The organism is Pedobacter sp. P26 (assembly GCF_050632135.1).
GTDB lineage: Bacteria > Bacteroidota > Bacteroidia > Sphingobacteriales > Sphingobacteriaceae > Pedobacter.
Genome location: NZ_CP192574.1, coordinates 2,274,646 through 2,292,508, shown reverse-complemented (window position 1 = coordinate 2,292,508; position 17,863 = coordinate 2,274,646). Strand labels below are relative to the sequence as shown.

Below are 17,863 nucleotides of genomic sequence, written 5' to 3'. Positions count from 1 at the left end.
TTGGCCCATCCCCTTAAAAATGGATGGGTTTTTTATTTCTTCTTCGTCTCAATATTTGGCAAAAACCCTGTCAACAACCCAATCAAAGGCAGAAATGCACAAACATTAAATACATATTCAATACTGGTAGAATCTGCTAATTTACCCAACAAGGCCGATCCGATGCCGCCCATACCAAAGGCGAAGCCAAAAAACAGTCCGGCAACTAAACCTACCTTGCCCGGGATGAGCTCTTGCGCATAAACCAAAATGGCCGAAAATGCCGATGCTAAAATCATCCCGATGGGAACAATGAGCACACCAACCCAGAACAGACTGGCGTGCGGCAGCAACAATGCAAAAGGTGCCGTACCCAATATCGACGCCCATATCACATATTTTCGCCCAATTTTATCGCCTATGGGTCCGCCAAGCAACGTTCCGGCAGCTACCGAGAATAAGAATACAAATAAATAAATCTGTGAAGTTTGTACTGAGACATGAAATTTATCGATGAGGTAAAAGGTAAAATAATTGGTTAAACTCGCCATATAGAAATATTTCGAGAAAATTAACAAGAGTAAAATGCAAACCGAAAAGATCACCTTTCCTCTCGAAAATTGATTAACAACAGTTTGAATATTGACCTTTTTACTTCTCGAAAGCATAAATCCTTTGTACCAATTACCAACATAGGTTAAAATAATAATAGCCAAAAGTGCAATTACCGAAAACCAGATCACGCTGAATTGCCCGTATGGTACAATAATCCAGGCCGCCAATAGTGGACCTAAAGAACTACCTGCATTACCTCCCAACTGAAAAACAGATTGTGCTAATCCCCTCTTTCCTCCAGATGCGGCATGCGCCATCCTTGAGGCTTCCGGATGAAATATAGAAGAACCTATCCCAATAAAACAAACTGAAATTAATATGGTATAAAAATGAGTTGATTGGGAAAGCGAAACTAAACCGACGAGGGTAAATCCCATCCCTGTTGCAAGCGAATAAGGTTGAGGCTTTTTATCCGTATATAAACCTACAAATGGTTGTAAAAGCGATGCAGCCAATTGAAAAGTTAAAGTAATTAAACCAATCTGCGAAAAACTTAAATGATAACTGGTTTTGATGACAGGGTAAATAGCTGGAATTAAAGATTGTATCGTATCATTTAATAAATGCGAAAAACTTAAAGCAAAAAGGATCGGAAAAACAGTTTTTTCAATAATGGAGGTAGTAGGTGTATTTTCAGTCATAACGAATAGCTTACAGGCCAAAAATAGTGATTATAAATTTTTAAACTACACATATTGTCCTTGCAAAAACCAAACATTTTGATAATGTTCTGGTTTAATAGCAATGGAAAAGAACAGAAAAATTGTTGGTTTATGCGGAAGTTTGAGAAAAGGATCTTATAATGCGATGTTACTTAAAGTGGCAGGCGGATTGATCCCAGAAGGTTTCGAATTTGAAATTGTAGCCTATGATGACATCCCCGTTTATAATGCCGACCATGATTTGCCAGAAACCGAAGAACGACCTGCAAGCGTAACGAAATTCAGGGAGTCTCTGGCTGCTGCAGATGCTTTTATTATCGCTTCGCCCGAATATAACTATTCTATTCCTGGTGGATTAAAAAATGCCATTGACTGGGCAAGCCGCGGCAAAGATTCGCCTTTGATGCATAAACCAGTTGCCGTGATGGGTGCTACTCAAGGCTTATGGGGAACTGTTAGAATGCAAATGGCATTTTCGCCTGTTTTTACCTTTTTAAATATGAATCCTGTTTTACAGCCGGAAGTACTGATTGCACAAGCACAAAATAAGTTTGATGCGGATGGAAATTTAAATGACGAAAAAACAATCTCTATTATCCAAAAGAAAATAGAAAATCTCATTTCGGCAAGCAAGGTTTAATCCCTAACCACGATCACACTTCTAAAATTCTGCCATTCTGAACACCCTAAAATCTGACATTTTTACAAAAAAAGTCAGATTGTCAATTTGTCATACCTCAAAAATTAATCAATCGATTGATTTTTCGTCACACGAAAATAATATTGAATTAACATTAAATTTACATCTGTTTGTGCATTAAGCAGTTGAGCAAAAACTGATTTTTTGATGACGCTGAAGAAGTTTTCTGGCACAAGTGTTGACTTTTATTCAAATATAGTCAGAAATTAAAAAAAGTAAAATTGGCTATATTTTAATCACAAATAAATAATAAAAAAGATGAAAAAACTATTATTATCTTTAGTAGCAGTAGCAGGTTTAGTTTATGGTGCACAAGCACAAACTGAAAAAGGAAATTTTATGTTGGGTGGTAATGTAGGTGTTAATTCTACGAAAGTTGATGGTGCTCCAAAAGCAGATTTTAACTTTAGTGTATTACCAAGTGTTGGTTATTTTATCAGCAATAATTTTGCAATCGGTACGGGTGTTGGTTATGAATACGATAAAAAAGTAAGCAACAAAACTCAAGAAGGGACTTTTAAAGTTGCTCCATTTGGCCGTTACTATGTTGGTTTATCTGATCAATTTAAATTCTTCGGACAATTATCAGTACCATTGGCATTTGGTGAGTTAAAAGCAACTGATGCTAATGGCGACAACGCAGTTAAATTAGGTACTACTACTAAAATCGGCGTAGAACTTGCTCCAGGTTTTGCTTTCTTCCCAACTAAGAAAATCGGTATCGAACTTTCAGTTAAAGGTTTAAGCTACGACAATTATACTGTTAAAGCTGAAGGAACTGGCGCTAAAGTTAAAACCAATACTTTCGGCTTAAACGCTGATACTTTCTCACCAAGATTAGGTGTACAGTTCTACTTTTAATTAATTATCCCTTAGGGGAAACTTAATAAAATGACTTTTTTCGAAGAGCGTCCCGGTTTACCACCGGGACGCTCTTTGTTTATTTCTTTTCTCTGATGATTTTAAATTCCGATCCGTCCTTCCATTCCGGATAAGAAGTTTCATTACTGATGCGGTAGCCCATATCAAAAAGCATCCGGACATCTTCTATAATACCTGACAAATCCCAGGCTTTGGCATCGAAATTATCCTGTGGCGAATGGTAGCGGAATTTGGTAAAATCGGCCACCTGCTTTAATCCCCATGTTCTGCCGTTTTTGATGTTATTTACACCCGAACCGGTAAATAATGAAGGTACACCTACCTTTGCCAGATTAAAATGATCGGACCGGTAGTACAATCCGGATGATGGAACAGGATCTGGCACAATTACCCGCCCCTGCTTCTTAGCTGCTTCCGTAGCGTAATCTTCCAGTTCTGACTGACCAAAGCCGTACACGACAATATCTTTCGTTTTACCCGCTATTCCCATCATATCCATATTGATGTTGGCAACAGTTTTATCCAATGGAAAAACAGGATGTTTGGCATAATACTCAGACCCTAAAAGACCTTGCTATTCAGCTGTATAAGAAATAAACAGAATGGTACGCCCAGGTACTTTAGGTAATTTTTTAAATGCCGAAGCAATTTCAAATAAAGCGGCTACACCTGTTGCATTATCAACCGCTCCGTTATAAATAGAATCGCCTTGTACTTTCTCTCCTACCCCAAGATGATCCCAGTGTGCAGAATAAATAATAGCTTCATCTTTACGTTTATCGCCTGGTATTTTAGCCAGAACATTATAAGTAACCGATTTCTTAATGGTATTTTTAACTTTTAGTGAAGTACTAATATTTAAATCAACAGCCTTAAAACCTTTTTTCCGGGCACTTAATGCCAATTGATCGAATGATTTACCATCCAATGCAAATAGCTGTTTTGCCTTATCTAAAGTAATCCAGCCTTCTACCACAGCCCTGCTCATTCCATTATCTTCACTTTGCAGGGTAAGTTTGGATTTCGACCAACCACTTCGGACTACTGTCCACGGATAAGCTGCCGGTTCGGTATCATGAACTATAATAATCCCTGTGGCTCCCTGACGGGCAGCCTCTTCAAATTTATAAGTCCATCTGCCGTAGTAAGTCATATTTTTACCTTTAAACAAAGTAGAATCTGCAAAACCAGGATCATTAATCAACACCACTACCGTTTTTCCCTTTACATCAAGGTTCGCATAATCGTTCCAGCCAAATTCCGGAGCTACGATACCATAGCCTGCAAAAACAAGTTGCGAGTTACTCATGCTCACTTCATCTTGCACACGGCGGGTACCGGCTACAAAATCGGTTAAATAACTTAATGTTAGCGAAGCAGTTTTTCCTTTCAATAACATTTTATCTTCAGGCACAGATTTAATTTCTACCATCGGTACCTCCTGAAAGAAACTATCTCCATTGCCTGGCTGCAGGCCTAGTTTTTCGAACTGAGCTTTTAGATAATTAATGGTTTTGGTTTCACCATTGGTAAAGGGTTTTCTTCCCTCCAAACTATCAGCAGCAATAACAGATAAATATCGGGGTAAACTCGAGTCATTAATAGCTTTTATATCTAAAGAATCAGCATTAACATCAGTGCTTTTTGCGCCTTGTTTGCAGGAACCAAGGAAGAGAAGTGCACAGCTAGAAAATATTAGGAATTTTCTCATTTTAAAGGATTTTTTTCTGAAATGATTAATCACATTTGCTGAAAAATACGAAGAAATTAGGAGTTTCTGTACTTATAATCCAAAATTTGAGGATCTCCCGCTGATGTAGCAGATTTACGCAGACTAAACTTTAAGCATCCTTAATTCTAAATTTCAGCGTTTATCATCTTAAATCTGCGGGAACAAACATACGCCTCCCGCTAACCACAAAGATTTACACAAAACATGTATAGTTAGCGTTATTTCTTAATCAACTTAAATTTCTTTAACTGCTGCCCATTTTTATTAATTACTCCTACATACACCCCTGTAGATAAAGCATTAAGTGCAAATTTATTTGAACTTGTGGCTTTTTCTTCAAAAACTTTCTGTCCTAATATATTAAAAATAGACAGGCTATAATCTTCAAATGATCCGCTAATAATGGTTAAATAATCAGCTACAGGGTTAGGAAAAAAGAAAATTCATTCTCCTTCAGGAAAACCACCGATACCATATCGCTCTGTATCTGACCGTTGGCCGTTTCGAAAGTAACACGATAAAACTGCATACCAGCTTTGGGCTTATCATCAAAACTGGTATAATTTAGCTGATTTGAAATGGGTTTGGTTTGCTGTAAAACACTAAAAGTATTTGGACCTGTCAGTTTTTCCCAAATGATGTTCTTTAAATCCAAAGTACTGCCTATACTGAGGTCAATTCTTATCCGCTGATCATCGGTCACTGATGCAAATAAATTTCTCACATAACAGGCAATTCCCTGCTGTGTATAATCGATCGTATAACTTTTTAAACCCGTAAAATCTATGCCGTTTGCAGCCACAGCAAAATATTTGCTATTAATCTTGTTTGTATCAAGCTTAACTATGGTATCAGCAAGGGTTAACACGGGAGAAAGAATATTATCTGCAATATTGTACAAAGTATAGTCTTTTGCACCCGGTTGCGGGTTCCAGTTAAGCGCCACTCCATCTTTACAAAAATAGCCAACACTTAATATCCTGGGACTGGAAATAACAAACGGCTGGCTCAATATCACATTTCCTTCCACTTCCATTTTTATCACTGCTTTAACAAACAGATCTGGTGGATTCCAATGGTAAAAACCTTTACTTAAATCGACGCCAGAAGCAATTGATTTCCATGTAGTACCTCCATCATAACTCACCAGCAAGTTTCCCGTTTTGCTTGTATAGGTATTCTCCCAACGGATATAGTTATCTTCATTGGCAAAAAAGTATTCGTTTTTTCCGGGACAGATAAAGGAAAAAGTGTTTTTGAATATGTAACGATAAGCCAGTGCGAAAGGCTGGTTATTACCTTGTTTAATCCTATTACCTTTGACATGAATAGTATAAGCACCTGTAGGTGGATTATCAAGGGTAATCTGCTGAACATTATTGATAAGGTCTGCCTTACGCACTGCTGGTTTTGAAAGGGAATCTAAATGAGGAAAACTGCTTAATACCCAAGGCAGGATTTGGCTCCCTGTGGGAGTTTCGAGACTTAAATCTAATCCATTAACTAAACTTTGTGCTGCATTTACAACAGCAGGAGGATCATTCCATGCAATAGTCAGTTTCAATTCAGCTACATTAGCCGGAATAGCCAAAGAAACAGGCAAGTCCTGATTTTTGGCCACTTCATATAATGACGCCCTATTTTCATCTAAAGTTTTTAACGATTGGGCTACATTCAGTTTTCCATAACCGTACACAAAGTCAACCTGCGGTGTGCCTAAATCATCGGCAGAATTAATCACTGTTGCCCTGACCAGTGATGCGGATGCTCCTTTTTATATTTCTGCCGATAAAATTGTTCCAACAAAGCAATCGATCCACTAGTAATCGCTGCAGCGCCTGATGTTCCGTCTTCGCCCAATGCAACAAGTTCTGGCTTTACACGCCCATCGTACGCAGGACCTTTACTGCTCAAATTTTCAGAAATATTTTCTCTGTTGATCCCTCCTATCACCAATAGATTTTTCGCCTGCTTAAAATTACCTGTTAAATTGGCACGGGCAGTAATACCTTGATAAAAGCCTACTGAAGGTGTGGTTGTTCCTTTATTTCCGGCAGAAAAAATATGGATCAAAGTATCGGTTTCGAAGATCTGTTTATCGTATGCCGCAGCCTCTATTCCGTAATCATTATCGATATCGGTACCATAAGAATGATTTTGAACGCTAACCTGAAGTTTATTTAAATCAGTAATCAGATCGGGCATCAGGTTACTGAAATCAGAATAGGCAAGTTTGGCCTTTGGTGCCGCGCCTAAACCCCGGATAAAGGAATTACCGTTTCCTAAAGCTAACGTTGCCATATCGGTAGCATGAGTGGTTGGCATTTTGCCAATAGTGGCTCCGGTAATCGTTTTGCCTAATAAATCAAGATCGGCAGCATCATACATTCCTTCTTTAAAAGAAACATTTATACCCGAACCATCAATGCCGGGAAAAAGATTTCGGGCGTTAGAAATTTGGTTTAAAGCCAGGTCGAGCCCATTTATAACCACCTCCTCTTTAGCAACAGGCAAAATATCGGCGTATAAGATATCATTAAGCTCCAACAACAGCATTAAATCGCTTGATGATAGGTAAACAGTACAAATTTGATTTACATTATCGGTTGATTTTATCTTTAAACTTGCAATAGCCCTGGGTAACGCATTTATATTTTTGACGGCTAGCCGGACCAGGATAGAATCGTTCCTTTTATTGCTTTTACTCAGCACTTTCATCAATCTATCACTAACCTTCCAAAGTCCGTTGGCTTGTTCCTGGTAAATTATATTGTTTGAAAAGGTAGCAATATTCGATTTTTCGACGATAAAATAATCACCTGAAAGACTTTTTTGAGGTTTCAACAGTTGAATTTCGGCCGCTGTTAGGGTACGGTTGAACCTGACCAAAACAGACTGATCGCTCCCTAACTTTAAAGCGTTACCTGTTCTTGAAATATATTTTTCATTTTTTTTATCTATTCCACCAGGTTGTATCTGTGCGTTTAAACTAAGTACAGACAGACAAAAATATAAAACTAAAAATACAGTAGTGACTTTCAATAATTATTTTATTATAAAATTTTGTTTACATGGTTTATCTTCCCTAAATTAGGATTTATAAGGTAATCCACAAACATTATTAACTAACTTATTCAACCTAAACTAATTTAATTCTAACTAAGATGAAAACAACTAATTTTTTATCGATTGCAGCAGCATGCCTTTTACTCACTAACCTATATTCCTGTAAAAGTAATAATACAGAAAATGCAGTAGAAAGTAAGACTGAAATCTCAGCAGACAAGTTATCACAGATCAAATCCTTAGGCTTCAGTACCGATAATATCCGCAAGACAGATGAAGGTTATCTGGTAGAAGGCGATATTCTTTTAACTGACGACAATTTAGCTGAACCTTCTACTGGTGCAAATTTAAACATAGCCGAAACTGAACAATACCGAACCACAAATATTGTTAAATCGTTACCACGGGTAATTACAGTATCGGTAACCAATTTGCCTCAGGTATATAGCGATGCGGTAAACACCATGATTTCGAGATACAACTCCCTGGGCTTACGTATTACTTTCCAAAGGGCTAGTGCCGGAACAACCGGAAACATTAATGTGGTAGGTTTTAACGAAGGTCCGAGCGGCGGTTTTATAACTTTAGGCTCTGCTGGTTTCCCTACTTCGTCAGGTCAGCCTTTTAATCAGATCAGAATGAACACCAATTCAGCTGCCTATGGTTCCAATCCTAATCTACTCTACCTGGCTTCAGTAATTCAGCATGAAGTTGGCCATTGCATTGGTTTCCGTCATACAGATTATATGAACCGTGCTTTTAGCTGTGGTGCAAGTGGTGCAGGCAATGAAGGCGCATCAAATGTTGGCGCTGTAAGAATACCAGGAACGCCTTCTAATCCTGATGCAGCTTCATTCATGCTAGCCTGTTCTAATGGCGGCAACCGCACTTTCAATGCGAATGATGTAATTGCTGTAAATTACCTTTACAAATAAAAACCCTTAACGGATTACCTTAACAGATCAGAAGCCCCGAAAATTCGGGGCTTTTTTGTTTATTGTCCACAGATGGACACAGATAAACGCGGATTGAATCTGTGTTCATCCTTTTTATCTGTGGTTAAATAACAATAAAATGGTTCGTGAGGACACGAGCCACGGCAAAAGCAATAGCAGGGCTGAAATAACCGAAGAACTACGAAGCCTGCTTTCCAAAAAGCTATATAACACTAAAACGAACACTAACTAGGTAAATTACCACGACTAATGAAGGTTAGTCTCTGCAGTAACGAGTTTTTTGGAGCGCAGCACCTGTGCAAAACATTTAGCCTCTCCCGTTTTACGTTTATACGCTTCGCAGCCTCGTGCCTCGTTGCTGCAGGGTAACACTTCAACCGGGGCTAGGTGGCCGATGCAGCATTCCATTTTTGAGGCTGCAAGAGCATCTACTTTGTTTCTAAACCTGATAGCGCCAAATAGCTCCCGATTTAAGGAAATATTGTATTTAAGAAAATTCAAATCGGGACTATAGGCAATAGCAGGACTGAAATAACCGAAGAACTACCCAAGCCTGCTTTCCAAAAAACTATCCAACAATAACACTAACTGAGTAGATTGCCACGGCCAATGAAAAATTAGCCTCGCAATGACAACTTATCGTTATAAAAAATGGCCTGCGTTTCCACAGGCCATAGCAATAACTCTTGTATTAAAAACTATTTTCCGTTCTGCTCAATATCTCTGTCCATTTCTACCAGGTCAACATCGCCCGGTTCAGAAAAATCGCCGATTAAATATTTGTTAAAATGATCAGCCAGTTTCCAGAAAGCATACTCTGTCATATCACCAAAACCATGGCGCTGACCTGGAATAATCAAAAAATCGAAACGTTTACCCGCTTTCATTAATGCATTGGCTACACGGATAGAGTTTGCCGGATGCACATTGTTATCTACATCACCGTGCATCAGTAATAAATGGCCTTTCAGATTTTTTGCTAAATCAGGGTTTTTATCGATACTGTATTTAAATGAAGTATCGCCCTTTAAAGAGATTGTTTCTTTTACCCCATGATGTTTTTCGCTCCACCAGCGGTTGTAAATACTATTATCATGGTTTCCGGCATTTGAAACTGCAGCTTTAAAGAAATCAGGATACACCAACATGGCTGCTGTAGACATAAAACCACCACCAGAGTGACCGGTAATGCCCACCTTAGACTCGTCTATGTACGAATATTTAGCAGCCAATTGTTCAATAGCAGTTTTTTTGTCAGCTAAACCATAGTCGCGCAGATTGCCGTAACCATAAGTATGGTACCATTTAGAACGTGAAGGATTTCCTCCTCTGTTACCTACTGTGATAACGATGTAACCAAATTGGGCTAAACGTTCGGTACGATCCATGCTTTTGCTGAAAGCTTTGTTTACAGCCTCGGTTTGTGGCCCTGGGTAAACATACTCAATAATCGGATACTTTTTATTGGGATCGAAATCAAAAGGTTTATACATTACACCATACAAATCAGTTATTCCATCATCTGCTTTTACTTTGAAAGGCTCCGGGAATTTGTAACCCGCCGCCATCAGTAATGAAAGATCTGTTGTTTCCAGATCCATTACTTTTTTGCCTGTTCCATCATAAAGTGTAGCTTTTGGTGCGGTATTTACTCTCGAATAATTATCAACAAAAAAAGTATTGTTATCATTCATATTCGACAGATGATCAAAATCGCCGGCATTTAACAGTTTCATGTTCGAACCATCGAAATTAATACTGTACAGATGTAAATAATAAGGATCTTCTTTGCCTTCCCTGCCGTTTGCCGTAAAATAAAGGATACGTTTTTTCTCATCAATATTTACAATACTCTCACAGTGGAAAGCGCCTTTGGTAATCTGGTTCTTCAGCTTCCCGTTTTCGTCAAAAAGATAAAAATGTGCCCAACCATCGCGCTCACTCCAATGAATTAACTCTTTACCATCGTTAACCAAACCCGGGCGGTTAACCTCAACATAAGTATTAAAGCGTTCGTCTATTAAAGGCGTAACCTTACCTGTAGCAATATCAACAGTCCCAATATCAATACGTTTTAAATCACGACTGGTACGCGAAAAATAGAACCTGCTATCGTTACCCAACCAAATAGATGGACGGAATTCGTTATCACGGTCTTTATTTAATGAGGGTTTGCCCCACACTGAAACGCTTTGATCTTTAAATGCAGCAACATTTAATTTTTTAGAAGATTTTGCAGCAAAATCGAACAACAAAATTTCATCCTGAGGGGCTTCGGCCTCTCCCGGCATTTGGTATTTATAGGTTTCTAAGGTTGGACGACCCGGTGTAACACTATTGATTACCCAAAGATCTTTAACCTTGCGCGAATCGGTTCTGTCTAACACAAAATATTTCGAATTCGGCGACCAGAGCACATAAGCACCCCGGCGTTTTTTATTGTTTTTTTCGTTCTCCACATTGTTCTCTCCATCGCCATCACTTCCGTATGAATAAAATTTAACCCCATCTTTAGTGAGCTGATGCTCTACAATAGTACTATCATCTTCATTCTTAACTGCTTTTTTGTAGTTGTCTTTATCCATCCAATACAGATTGTAATTACGGGAGAAGATGATGGCTGAAGAATCTGGTGCTACAGATCCCCATGATGGTTTAGGCTTTGGCTTACTGAAATTAGGCACTTCAGTTAATTTTGCATTTGCCAGTTCGTATTTGAAAGAAAATATTTTCTTCTGCATAGAATCTGCTGCTTTTTTATCTTTCCTATCTTTTTTTAGCTCATCAACAGTGCTTTTGATTTCGAAAGAAATACTTTTTTCGTCGGCTGCAAATTTTAAGTTTTCGAGAGGTAAATGTTCCGCATCAAATGGATCCCGAACAATAAGGGTGATATCTGCTGCCAGTTTAGCATTATCAAACATCAGTTTTTTGCTTTTTGATGCAGGATCTACAAGGTACCAAAATTTTCCTTTTGGACTTTCGAAAGTGTACCAGAAGCGGTTGCTCAATTTTAGCCAGTGTGGGTCTACTGTAGTAGAATAAACCATTTTTTTCAACTTATTAGGAGAAAAACGCGATGCAAGTTGATAGTTTGCTTTAGGCCGTGGCTGAATATTTTCGGTTATGGTAAATGTTTTATTTTGTGCAGCAACAGTTAAGGATAAAAACTGCGCGCCCAGCAGGAGTTTATAAAGTTTATTCATCAAAATTTGTTTGAGCTGCTAAATTATTTAATTAAAGGATATTAAGCAGGCTTTGATATGTAATAAATGCGATAGCTAGTATAATTTCGCACAACTAAAATTAATTATTAACACAATTTATTTTGATGGATAAATAATTAAGGGATTTTATAGTTTTGTAGCTATATATACTAAGAATGAAATACAGCTTTTTAACCTTAATAACAGCCGGAGTAATCTTATTTGCCAGCTGCCAATCTAAATCTCAGACAGAAAACTCTGCCAATAAAGATTCTGCTGCACAAAGCACCAAAACTGCAGCAGGTACCGGAACACCAGTTGATGTTTCGAAAATTAAAGTTGCTGATGCTAAAACCATTTTAGCCAGAAAACAAGTGCCAATTTTGTGTTACCACCAGGTAAGAAACTGGAAACCAACTGACGGTAAGGTCGGTAAAGACTATATTGTAGAAATCCAGAACTTTAAAGACCAGATGAAGATGCTGGCCGATAGCGGTTATCATACTATTTTACCAGATCAGCTTTATGCTTACTTAAATACTGGTGCTGCCCTACCGAGTAAACCAATTATGTTAACTTTTGATGATACTGACATGGATCAGTTTACCATTGTACGCCCAACTTTAGAAAAACTGGGCTATAAAGCCGTTTATTTTATCATGACCGTTTCGATAGGTAGAAAAGGCAAGTTTGTGGATTACATGACGAAAGAACAGATTAAACAACTTTCAGACGAAGGAAATGTGATCGGCAGCCACACTTACGACCATAAAAACTTTAAAAAATATGCCGGTAAGGATTGGGAAGAACAACTAGACAAACCAACCAAAAAACTGGAAGAAATTACCGGCAAAAAAATGACCGAATTTGCTTATCCATTCGGTTTATGGAATGCAGAAGGCATCCCTGAGCTTAAAAAACGTGGTTTTAGAATGGCTTACCAACTCTCGACCAAGCGTGATGAAAAAGATCCGTTATTTACCATCCGTAGGATTATTGCCAGCGGGTACTGGTCGCCTAAAACTTTAAGCAACAGCATAAAAAATAGCTTTTAAATAAAATAATCCCGGCAAGCGTCGGGATTTTCTTTTTTATCCTTTCTGAAAACGCTGTATCTTTGATCAAATAATTAAAAAACGTTGAGTAAACATCTAAAAACAGCTGCCTATCCCCTTTTATCAATTCTATTTTTGGGGTTATTTTCATTGGCCTGCTCAGGCAACAAACAAAAAGAGAAAACTCCGGTAACAAGTACTACCGAAACGGTTAAAACAGATTCTATAAATACCAAACCTGCCGATAACAAAACCATCCTGGCTCGCAGAGAAGTACCCGTTCTGTGTTACCACCAAATTAGAAACAATATTGCCAGTGATAGTAAAAGAGCACATGATGACATTATTGCTCCTGATAAATTTAAGCAGCATATAAAAATGCTGGCCGATAGTGGTTACCACTCTATTTTGCCCGATCAGTTGTACAATTACCTGGTTTATGGTGCTAAATTACCCGAAAAACCAATTATGATCACTTTTGATGATACGGATGAAGACCAATTCACCATTGGGAACACCACATTGAAAAAGTACGGTTTTAAAGGGGTTTATTTTATCATGACGGTATCAATCGGTAAAAAAGGGCGCATTGGTTACATGACTAAAGCGCAGATTAAACAATTAGCTGATGAAGGAAATACCATCGCCAGCCATACCTATGATCATAAAAACTTTGCACAGTTTACCGATGCCGACTGGACCACTCAAATTGACGAGCCGACAAAAAAACTGGAAGAAATAACAGGTAAGAAAGTAGAATATTTCGCATTCCCTTACGGCGTTTCAAAGGCATCTACATTACATAAATTAAAAGAACATGGCTTTAAGGCTGCATTTATCCTGTCTACTTCTAGAGATGAAAACTACCCGCTTTATACCATCAGAAGAATAATTGATCCGGGAAGATATACGGCAAAAAACTTATATTACAGCATCAATAAGAGTTTTAATAAAACAAAATCTTAGCAGAGGGGTTAATTATTTAAAATTGAAAGTTGAAATGTATGCAGGTAGCAAGTTAACTCCAACATTACAACTTTTCAACAATAACCCCCTGTATCTACTGCCCTATGAAGTATTCTTTTCTTATTTGCCTTTTTGGATTAGCCATAATATCAGCCTGTAACAGTCCAAAAAACGGAACCAACAACGCTGATACTACAGATAGTACAGCTAATGTAAAAGCCGGGCTGTCCGAAAATTTCTATAAACGCTTAGAAGGTAGCATAGCAGGCAAAAAGGTTGTCATGCATTTGCAAAGAGTGGATGATGATGTGAGCGGTTCTTATTATTACGATGGATCATGGCTTAACCTCTCAACCGACACGTTAATCGGGAAAGACAGCATTGTACTTGCTGAGTATAGTTTTTATGAATCATATTTTACACAGGATTCAAAATCGCCACATTTAAAATTAAAATGGAATGGAAATGGTTTTGACGGCATTTGGGAAAGTGGTGATAAAACCAAAAAATACCCAATTGCCCTGACAGAAAAATATGCAGATGGAAGTTATCACTTCAATGCAGGCATTTACGAAGATTCAGTTAAAGCTTTTGCCAATCGCGCCAAATCACCCGCGGCACAAATCAGCTTTGAATATCTCGAAAGTAAAAATACAGATGAATATGGCAATTGGTTAAATACCGAACTTAAAAAGATATTAGGAATAAAATCGCAGGTTGAACGCTCAACTGGTTTTAAAAATATTGCTGCTGACTATTTTAAAGATTATAAATTGCAGGTTGCCGAACAATCAAAAAATGGCCGTGGCGATGATTTTGAGGCCTGGATGAATTACACTAACAATAGCCAGCAATCGGTTAGTTATAACGATAATGGTTATGTAGTTATCGATTTCCTGGCCGACGCTTATACTGGTGGCGCACATGGCAATTACAGCAGCACGATGTTTTGTTTAGATGTAAAAAACAAAACACAAATGGTGTTGAGCGACATTGTTAAAATCGATTCGAATACTTTACAGGGCATTTTAGAACGTAATCTTCGTAAAGAATACAACATTAAGGCTAATGATGCTTTAAGCACCGTACTTTTTGATGATTTTATAAAGCCGAATAATAACTTTTATTTCAATACGAACGGCATCGCTTTTATGTATAACCCATACGAAGTAGCAAGTTACGCTCAAGGGCAAATTGTAGTGTTTATTCCTTATTCGGATTTAAAGACTTATTTGGTGCCGGCTTTTGCGCAACGGATGGGAATTAAATAGTTACCAATTGGCCGTGATCAGTTTACAGTTGATATATAGATAATGGTTGATCAGTTAACTGTAAACTACAACCCGAAAACTGCTTCTGCGATAATCACCTTAAATCAGCAGAAATAAATATGAAAAAAGGTTTCCCGCAGATGACACAAATTTAAACGCAGATTTTCAGCCCCAGCGATAAATATAGAATCGCCTGTCACTTCAGTATTGAACTGTTTACTACAAATTGCTAACTAAAAACTTTACAGTATTTCTTTTACAATATAATCTTTGCCATTAAACTTAAAACTTTCATTGATAACTTTTCCGATCAAAAACCTGCCGATTGGCGAAGCCTGCGATACTGCAAAGAATTTTAGTCCATCGGTGTTTAATTCGCCTGCACTAATGCTGATGTAAAAATTACCTTCGGTAGTGAGTACCAAACTCCCATTTTTAACCAATCGATCTGATTCTACATTTTCAATCTGCTGTAAAGCAATTTTCTGCTGACCAGCTTCGTATAACAATTTACCATTGCGATCCATTTCCTGCTGCATCATTTCGCGTGTGGTTTCATATTTATCACCTGCGCTGCTTTTTGTATCATCGTTTGAAGCTTGTCGGGCCTGTTGTAGCGAATATTCAATGTTTTCGATCCTGTTTTGAATAAAAGTTAAGCAAAGCTGATAAAGTTTAGATTTTAATGCAGACATATATGAAATGGAAAGATGGTTGATGGATAATGGTTGATGGATAATGTAGCTATTTGCGAAGGTCAAAAGCCAGGTTTAAAATGGATTCGATTTTCTTTTGGGAATATCTTCGAGGTGATTGATCAATAAAATTTTCATCCGGGCTCTTTTCTCCTGCAACAGATCTTCGTGTTCAATTTTATGTCCGTCAACCAAACCAATGTAAGGGTGATGGAGTTTTTTATGGATCCAAAGATAACAGAACATTTTTCGTTTGTGGTAATAAAAAGGCATTCCGTATTTCCAATGCTCAGTAATATCGTCATACCCCATTAAAAGTGACCTTAAATATTGCAGGCAGCTTTTTACAGGTTCATCTTTTTGTTCGAAATAATGATCAAGAGGATTTAGCATAACATTAAATAATGAGAATTTAGATGGATCGTTTCTACCGAACTGGAGATGATGAAGGCTCTTTACTTTAGACTATGGACTTAAGACTCTAAACTCCTATCTCTCAACTCAAAACTACCCCTCTATCCACCTCACCTTCTCTTCCATCGATGTGCGGTTTGGCGTCCAGGGTTTTTCATTATGATAGCCCATGTAAAATAAGCCGATGCATTTTTCATTTTCACCCAAACTTAAGAAATGGCCTAAATTGTCAATCAATGGTGGAGAGCTCCAGTATGCGCCAACCTGCAAACTTTCTGCAGTTAAAGCCATATTTTGAACCGCGCAGGAAACCGCCGCCAACTCTTCCCACTCGGGTATTTTACCGCTCACCTGCATATTGATAGCTATAATACAATCAGCCTGACTCGTTTTTTCGGCAAAGCTATCGTACTTTTTCTGAAGAAATTGTTGAGGGGAAACCAACTCTTTATATAGTTTACCAAGTTCTTCACCTAGTTTAGCCAGTCCAGCTTTTCTGATGACTACAAAACGCCAGGGCTGGGTTAACTTATGTGTTGGTGCATAATTGGCCGTTTCTAAAATCTGGTTGATTACCTCAACCGGAATTTCTTTTTTGATATAGCTTGCAGGGAAAATACTGCGACGTTCTTTTATAACTTTTGAGATGATATCGTATGTTGTACTCATGCTGTAAAAATAGTTAAAAGCTGAAAGATTACGTAAGGTATAAGGCAGAAGGTAGAGGGCATAAGGTTAAAACCCGAAGATTTGACTTTTCGTTAACTGAAGAAAAGATGGAGTACTAAGAAACTATCAACTGAAAATTGCTAACTGAAAACTGTTAACTGCCAACTTAAAACTGTCAACTGCGAACTGATAATTGTTTCCTGATCTGTTTAACCTTTGCAAAAAATCCAATACTTTCTTTATCTACCAAAAAATCCATGGTTTGCAACAACTCTTCCTTAATCCAATTATGCTTGATATTTAGATTAGCCAAAATGTTTAAACAATGTGATTTAACAGCAACAGGGATCTTCTCATCAATCAACCAGGCAAAAACAACTTCTACCAGACAATCAGTTTCATAATCAGCAAGGATTTTCCTGATTTCCATAGAAGCGTTTTTCCTGGTCATAAGGGCGAGGATTTTAACATAATGCCTCAATGCCGATAAATTGTTTTGTTGTGGAAATTTCTCCAAAAATAAAGTACATAGGGTAAAAACCTTTGCTGATGGTTAGCAAATACATTTTCCAAAATCCATGCGGCCCGAAACCCAATCTGCTCATCATGATAAAAACTTAAATAGATCAGGTCTTTTACCGAAAAGGTATCTTCTGAAGCGATGGCCGCTAATTTTTCTATTTTGCTTTTTTGAAGTGTGGTTTTTATGGTTTCGAGCAAGAGATCGTTTTGCATAGGGCTAAAATAAGCTTTTTGCTTGAGAGAAACAGATTAAATCCCTATCAGAAATTCTATTTTTTGCTGCAAATTACCTTAAGATAGGTCGTCATTCCCAACCCGATAGCTATCGGGTTGATTGGGAACCACGGAGTGCTCATGAATGCCTTTGAAACAAGGGAATACTTATGAATAATCTAAAGCTTGCATTAAGATTCCCGCATGCGCGAGAATGACGTACCCCCACTTTGAAACAGTTTACTAAAATCAATATACTA

At 37.8% G+C, this 17,863-nt stretch carries 16 protein-coding genes and 1 pseudogene; 6 read left to right on the top strand and 11 right to left on the bottom strand.

Annotated elements, in window-relative coordinates; all coding sequences use genetic code 11:
- Positions 1-32 precede the first annotated feature (32 nt).
- Positions 33-1,235, bottom strand: coding sequence for an MFS transporter (locus tag ACQ86H_RS10530; RefSeq protein WP_431294799.1), 1,203 nt, complete (start codon positions 1,233-1,235; stop codon positions 33-35).
- A 103-nt stretch (positions 1,236-1,338) separates the two neighbouring features.
- On the opposite strand from ACQ86H_RS10530, the gene ACQ86H_RS10525 reads away from it, so the two are divergent.
- Together ACQ86H_RS10525 and ACQ86H_RS10520 are read left to right on the top strand one after the other, a co-directional pair.
- Entirely contained in the window at positions 1,339-1,896 is a 558-nt protein-coding gene (locus ACQ86H_RS10525; protein ID WP_138821952.1) for an NADPH-dependent FMN reductase, read from the top strand.
- A 318-nt stretch (positions 1,897-2,214) separates the two neighbouring features.
- Positions 2,215-2,817, top strand: coding sequence for an outer membrane beta-barrel protein (locus ACQ86H_RS10520; RefSeq protein ID WP_138821953.1), 603 nt, complete (start codon positions 2,215-2,217; stop codon positions 2,815-2,817).
- 79 nt (positions 2,818-2,896) lie between these two features.
- Here ACQ86H_RS10520 and ACQ86H_RS10515 read toward each other — a convergent pair.
- The 4 genes and pseudogenes from ACQ86H_RS10515 to ACQ86H_RS10500 form a co-directional block, all read right to left on the bottom strand.
- Positions 2,897-4,147: pseudogene (locus ACQ86H_RS10515) on the bottom strand (M28 family metallopeptidase).
- Between the two features lie 641 nt (positions 4,148-4,788).
- Positions 4,789-4,944: a T9SS type A sorting domain-containing protein gene (locus ACQ86H_RS10510; protein ID WP_431295374.1), complete on the bottom strand. Its 156-nt coding sequence runs from the start codon at positions 4,942-4,944 to the stop codon at positions 4,789-4,791.
- Positions 4,945-4,988: 44 nt separating this feature from the next.
- Positions 4,989-6,311: a hypothetical protein gene (locus ACQ86H_RS10505; protein ID WP_431294798.1), complete on the bottom strand. Its 1,323-nt coding sequence runs from the start codon at positions 6,309-6,311 to the stop codon at positions 4,989-4,991.
- Positions 6,308-7,612, bottom strand: a complete 1,305-nt coding sequence (locus tag ACQ86H_RS10500; RefSeq protein ID WP_431294797.1) for a S8 family serine peptidase — start codon at positions 7,610-7,612, stop codon at positions 6,308-6,310. The genes ACQ86H_RS10505 and ACQ86H_RS10500 overlap by 4 nt, the downstream gene beginning before the upstream one ends.
- 122 nt (positions 7,613-7,734) lie before the next feature.
- On the opposite strand from ACQ86H_RS10500, the gene ACQ86H_RS10495 reads away from it, so the two are divergent.
- Positions 7,735-8,571 carry a M57 family metalloprotease gene (locus ACQ86H_RS10495; RefSeq protein ID WP_431294796.1) on the top strand — a complete coding sequence of 279 codons (837 nt, stop codon included), beginning with the start codon at positions 7,735-7,737 and terminating at the stop codon, positions 8,569-8,571.
- A gap of 719 nt (positions 8,572-9,290) precedes the next feature.
- Here ACQ86H_RS10495 and ACQ86H_RS10490 read toward each other — a convergent pair.
- The gene (locus tag ACQ86H_RS10490) at positions 9,291-11,798 is read right to left on the bottom strand and encodes a DPP IV N-terminal domain-containing protein (RefSeq protein WP_431294795.1); all 2,508 of its coding nucleotides are present in this window, start codon (positions 11,796-11,798) and stop codon (positions 9,291-9,293) included.
- A 176-nt stretch (positions 11,799-11,974) separates the two neighbouring features.
- Here ACQ86H_RS10490 and ACQ86H_RS10485 point away from each other — a divergent pair, with 176 nt between their 5' ends.
- The 3 genes from ACQ86H_RS10485 to ACQ86H_RS10475 all read left to right on the top strand — a co-directional run bounded on the left by ACQ86H_RS10485 (position 11,975) and on the right by ACQ86H_RS10475 (position 15,090).
- Positions 11,975-12,853 (top strand): polysaccharide deacetylase family protein, encoded by an 879-nt coding sequence (locus ACQ86H_RS10485; protein WP_138821959.1) that lies wholly within the window; start codon positions 11,975-11,977, stop codon positions 12,851-12,853.
- An 84-nt stretch (positions 12,854-12,937) separates the two neighbouring features.
- Positions 12,938-13,819, top strand: a complete 882-nt coding sequence (locus ACQ86H_RS10480; protein WP_431294794.1) for a polysaccharide deacetylase family protein — start codon at positions 12,938-12,940, stop codon at positions 13,817-13,819.
- A gap of 104 nt (positions 13,820-13,923) precedes the next feature.
- Positions 13,924-15,090 (top strand): DUF3298 domain-containing protein, encoded by a 1,167-nt coding sequence (locus tag ACQ86H_RS10475; RefSeq protein WP_431294793.1) that lies wholly within the window; start codon positions 13,924-13,926, stop codon positions 15,088-15,090.
- Between the two features lie 242 nt (positions 15,091-15,332).
- Here the strand turns inward: ACQ86H_RS10475 and ACQ86H_RS10470 are convergent, their stop codons facing one another.
- The 5 genes from ACQ86H_RS10470 to ACQ86H_RS10450 form a co-directional block, all read right to left on the bottom strand.
- On the bottom strand, positions 15,333-15,785 hold the full coding sequence (locus ACQ86H_RS10470) for a 3-oxoacyl-ACP synthase (protein ID WP_138821962.1): 453 nt from the start codon (positions 15,783-15,785) through the stop codon (positions 15,333-15,335).
- 75 nt (positions 15,786-15,860) lie between these two features.
- Positions 15,861-16,178 carry a DUF1801 domain-containing protein gene (locus tag ACQ86H_RS10465; RefSeq protein ID WP_431294792.1) on the bottom strand — a complete coding sequence of 106 codons (318 nt, stop codon included), beginning with the start codon at positions 16,176-16,178 and terminating at the stop codon, positions 15,861-15,863.
- A gap of 114 nt (positions 16,179-16,292) precedes the next feature.
- Complete coding sequence (locus tag ACQ86H_RS10460) at positions 16,293-16,868, bottom strand: nitroreductase family protein (protein ID WP_431294791.1); 576 nt, start codon at positions 16,866-16,868, stop codon at positions 16,293-16,295.
- Positions 16,869-17,043: 175 nt separating this feature from the next.
- Positions 17,044-17,319 (bottom strand): hypothetical protein, encoded by a 276-nt coding sequence (locus ACQ86H_RS10455; protein WP_431294790.1) that lies wholly within the window; start codon positions 17,317-17,319, stop codon positions 17,044-17,046.
- 26 nt (positions 17,320-17,345) lie between these two features.
- Positions 17,346-17,603: a hypothetical protein gene (locus ACQ86H_RS10450; protein WP_431294789.1), complete on the bottom strand. Its 258-nt coding sequence runs from the start codon at positions 17,601-17,603 to the stop codon at positions 17,346-17,348.
- Between the last annotated feature and the right edge of the window lie 260 nt (positions 17,604-17,863).

Bases quoted from the DNA above. Each gene is read 5' to 3' on its own strand.
- ACQ86H_RS10530 (WP_431294799.1), bottom strand. From the start codon at position 1,235: ATGACTGAAAATACACCTACTACCTCCATTATTGAAAAAACTGTTTTT.
- ACQ86H_RS10525 (WP_138821952.1), top strand. From the start codon at position 1,339: ATGGAAAAGAACAGAAAAATTGTTGGTTTATGCGGAAGTTTGAGAAAA.
- ACQ86H_RS10520 (WP_138821953.1), top strand. From the start codon at position 2,215: ATGAAAAAACTATTATTATCTTTAGTAGCAGTAGCAGGTTTAGTTTAT.
- ACQ86H_RS10495 (WP_431294796.1), top strand. From the start codon at position 7,735: ATGAAAACAACTAATTTTTTATCGATTGCAGCAGCATGCCTTTTACTC.
- ACQ86H_RS10490 (WP_431294795.1), bottom strand. From the start codon at position 11,798: ATGAATAAACTTTATAAACTCCTGCTGGGCGCGCAGTTTTTATCCTTA.
- ACQ86H_RS10485 (WP_138821959.1), top strand. From the start codon at position 11,975: ATGAAATACAGCTTTTTAACCTTAATAACAGCCGGAGTAATCTTATTT.
- ACQ86H_RS10475 (WP_431294793.1), top strand. From the start codon at position 13,924: ATGAAGTATTCTTTTCTTATTTGCCTTTTTGGATTAGCCATAATATCA.
- ACQ86H_RS10470 (WP_138821962.1), bottom strand. From the start codon at position 15,785: ATGTCTGCATTAAAATCTAAACTTTATCAGCTTTGCTTAACTTTTATT.
- ACQ86H_RS10465 (WP_431294792.1), bottom strand. From the start codon at position 16,178: ATGCTAAATCCTCTTGATCATTATTTCGAACAAAAAGATGAACCTGTA.
- ACQ86H_RS10460 (WP_431294791.1), bottom strand. From the start codon at position 16,868: ATGAGTACAACATACGATATCATCTCAAAAGTTATAAAAGAACGTCGC.
- ACQ86H_RS10455 (WP_431294790.1), bottom strand. From the start codon at position 17,319: ATGACCAGGAAAAACGCTTCTATGGAAATCAGGAAAATCCTTGCTGAT.
- ACQ86H_RS10450 (WP_431294789.1), bottom strand. From the start codon at position 17,603: ATGCAAAACGATCTCTTGCTCGAAACCATAAAAACCACACTTCAAAAA.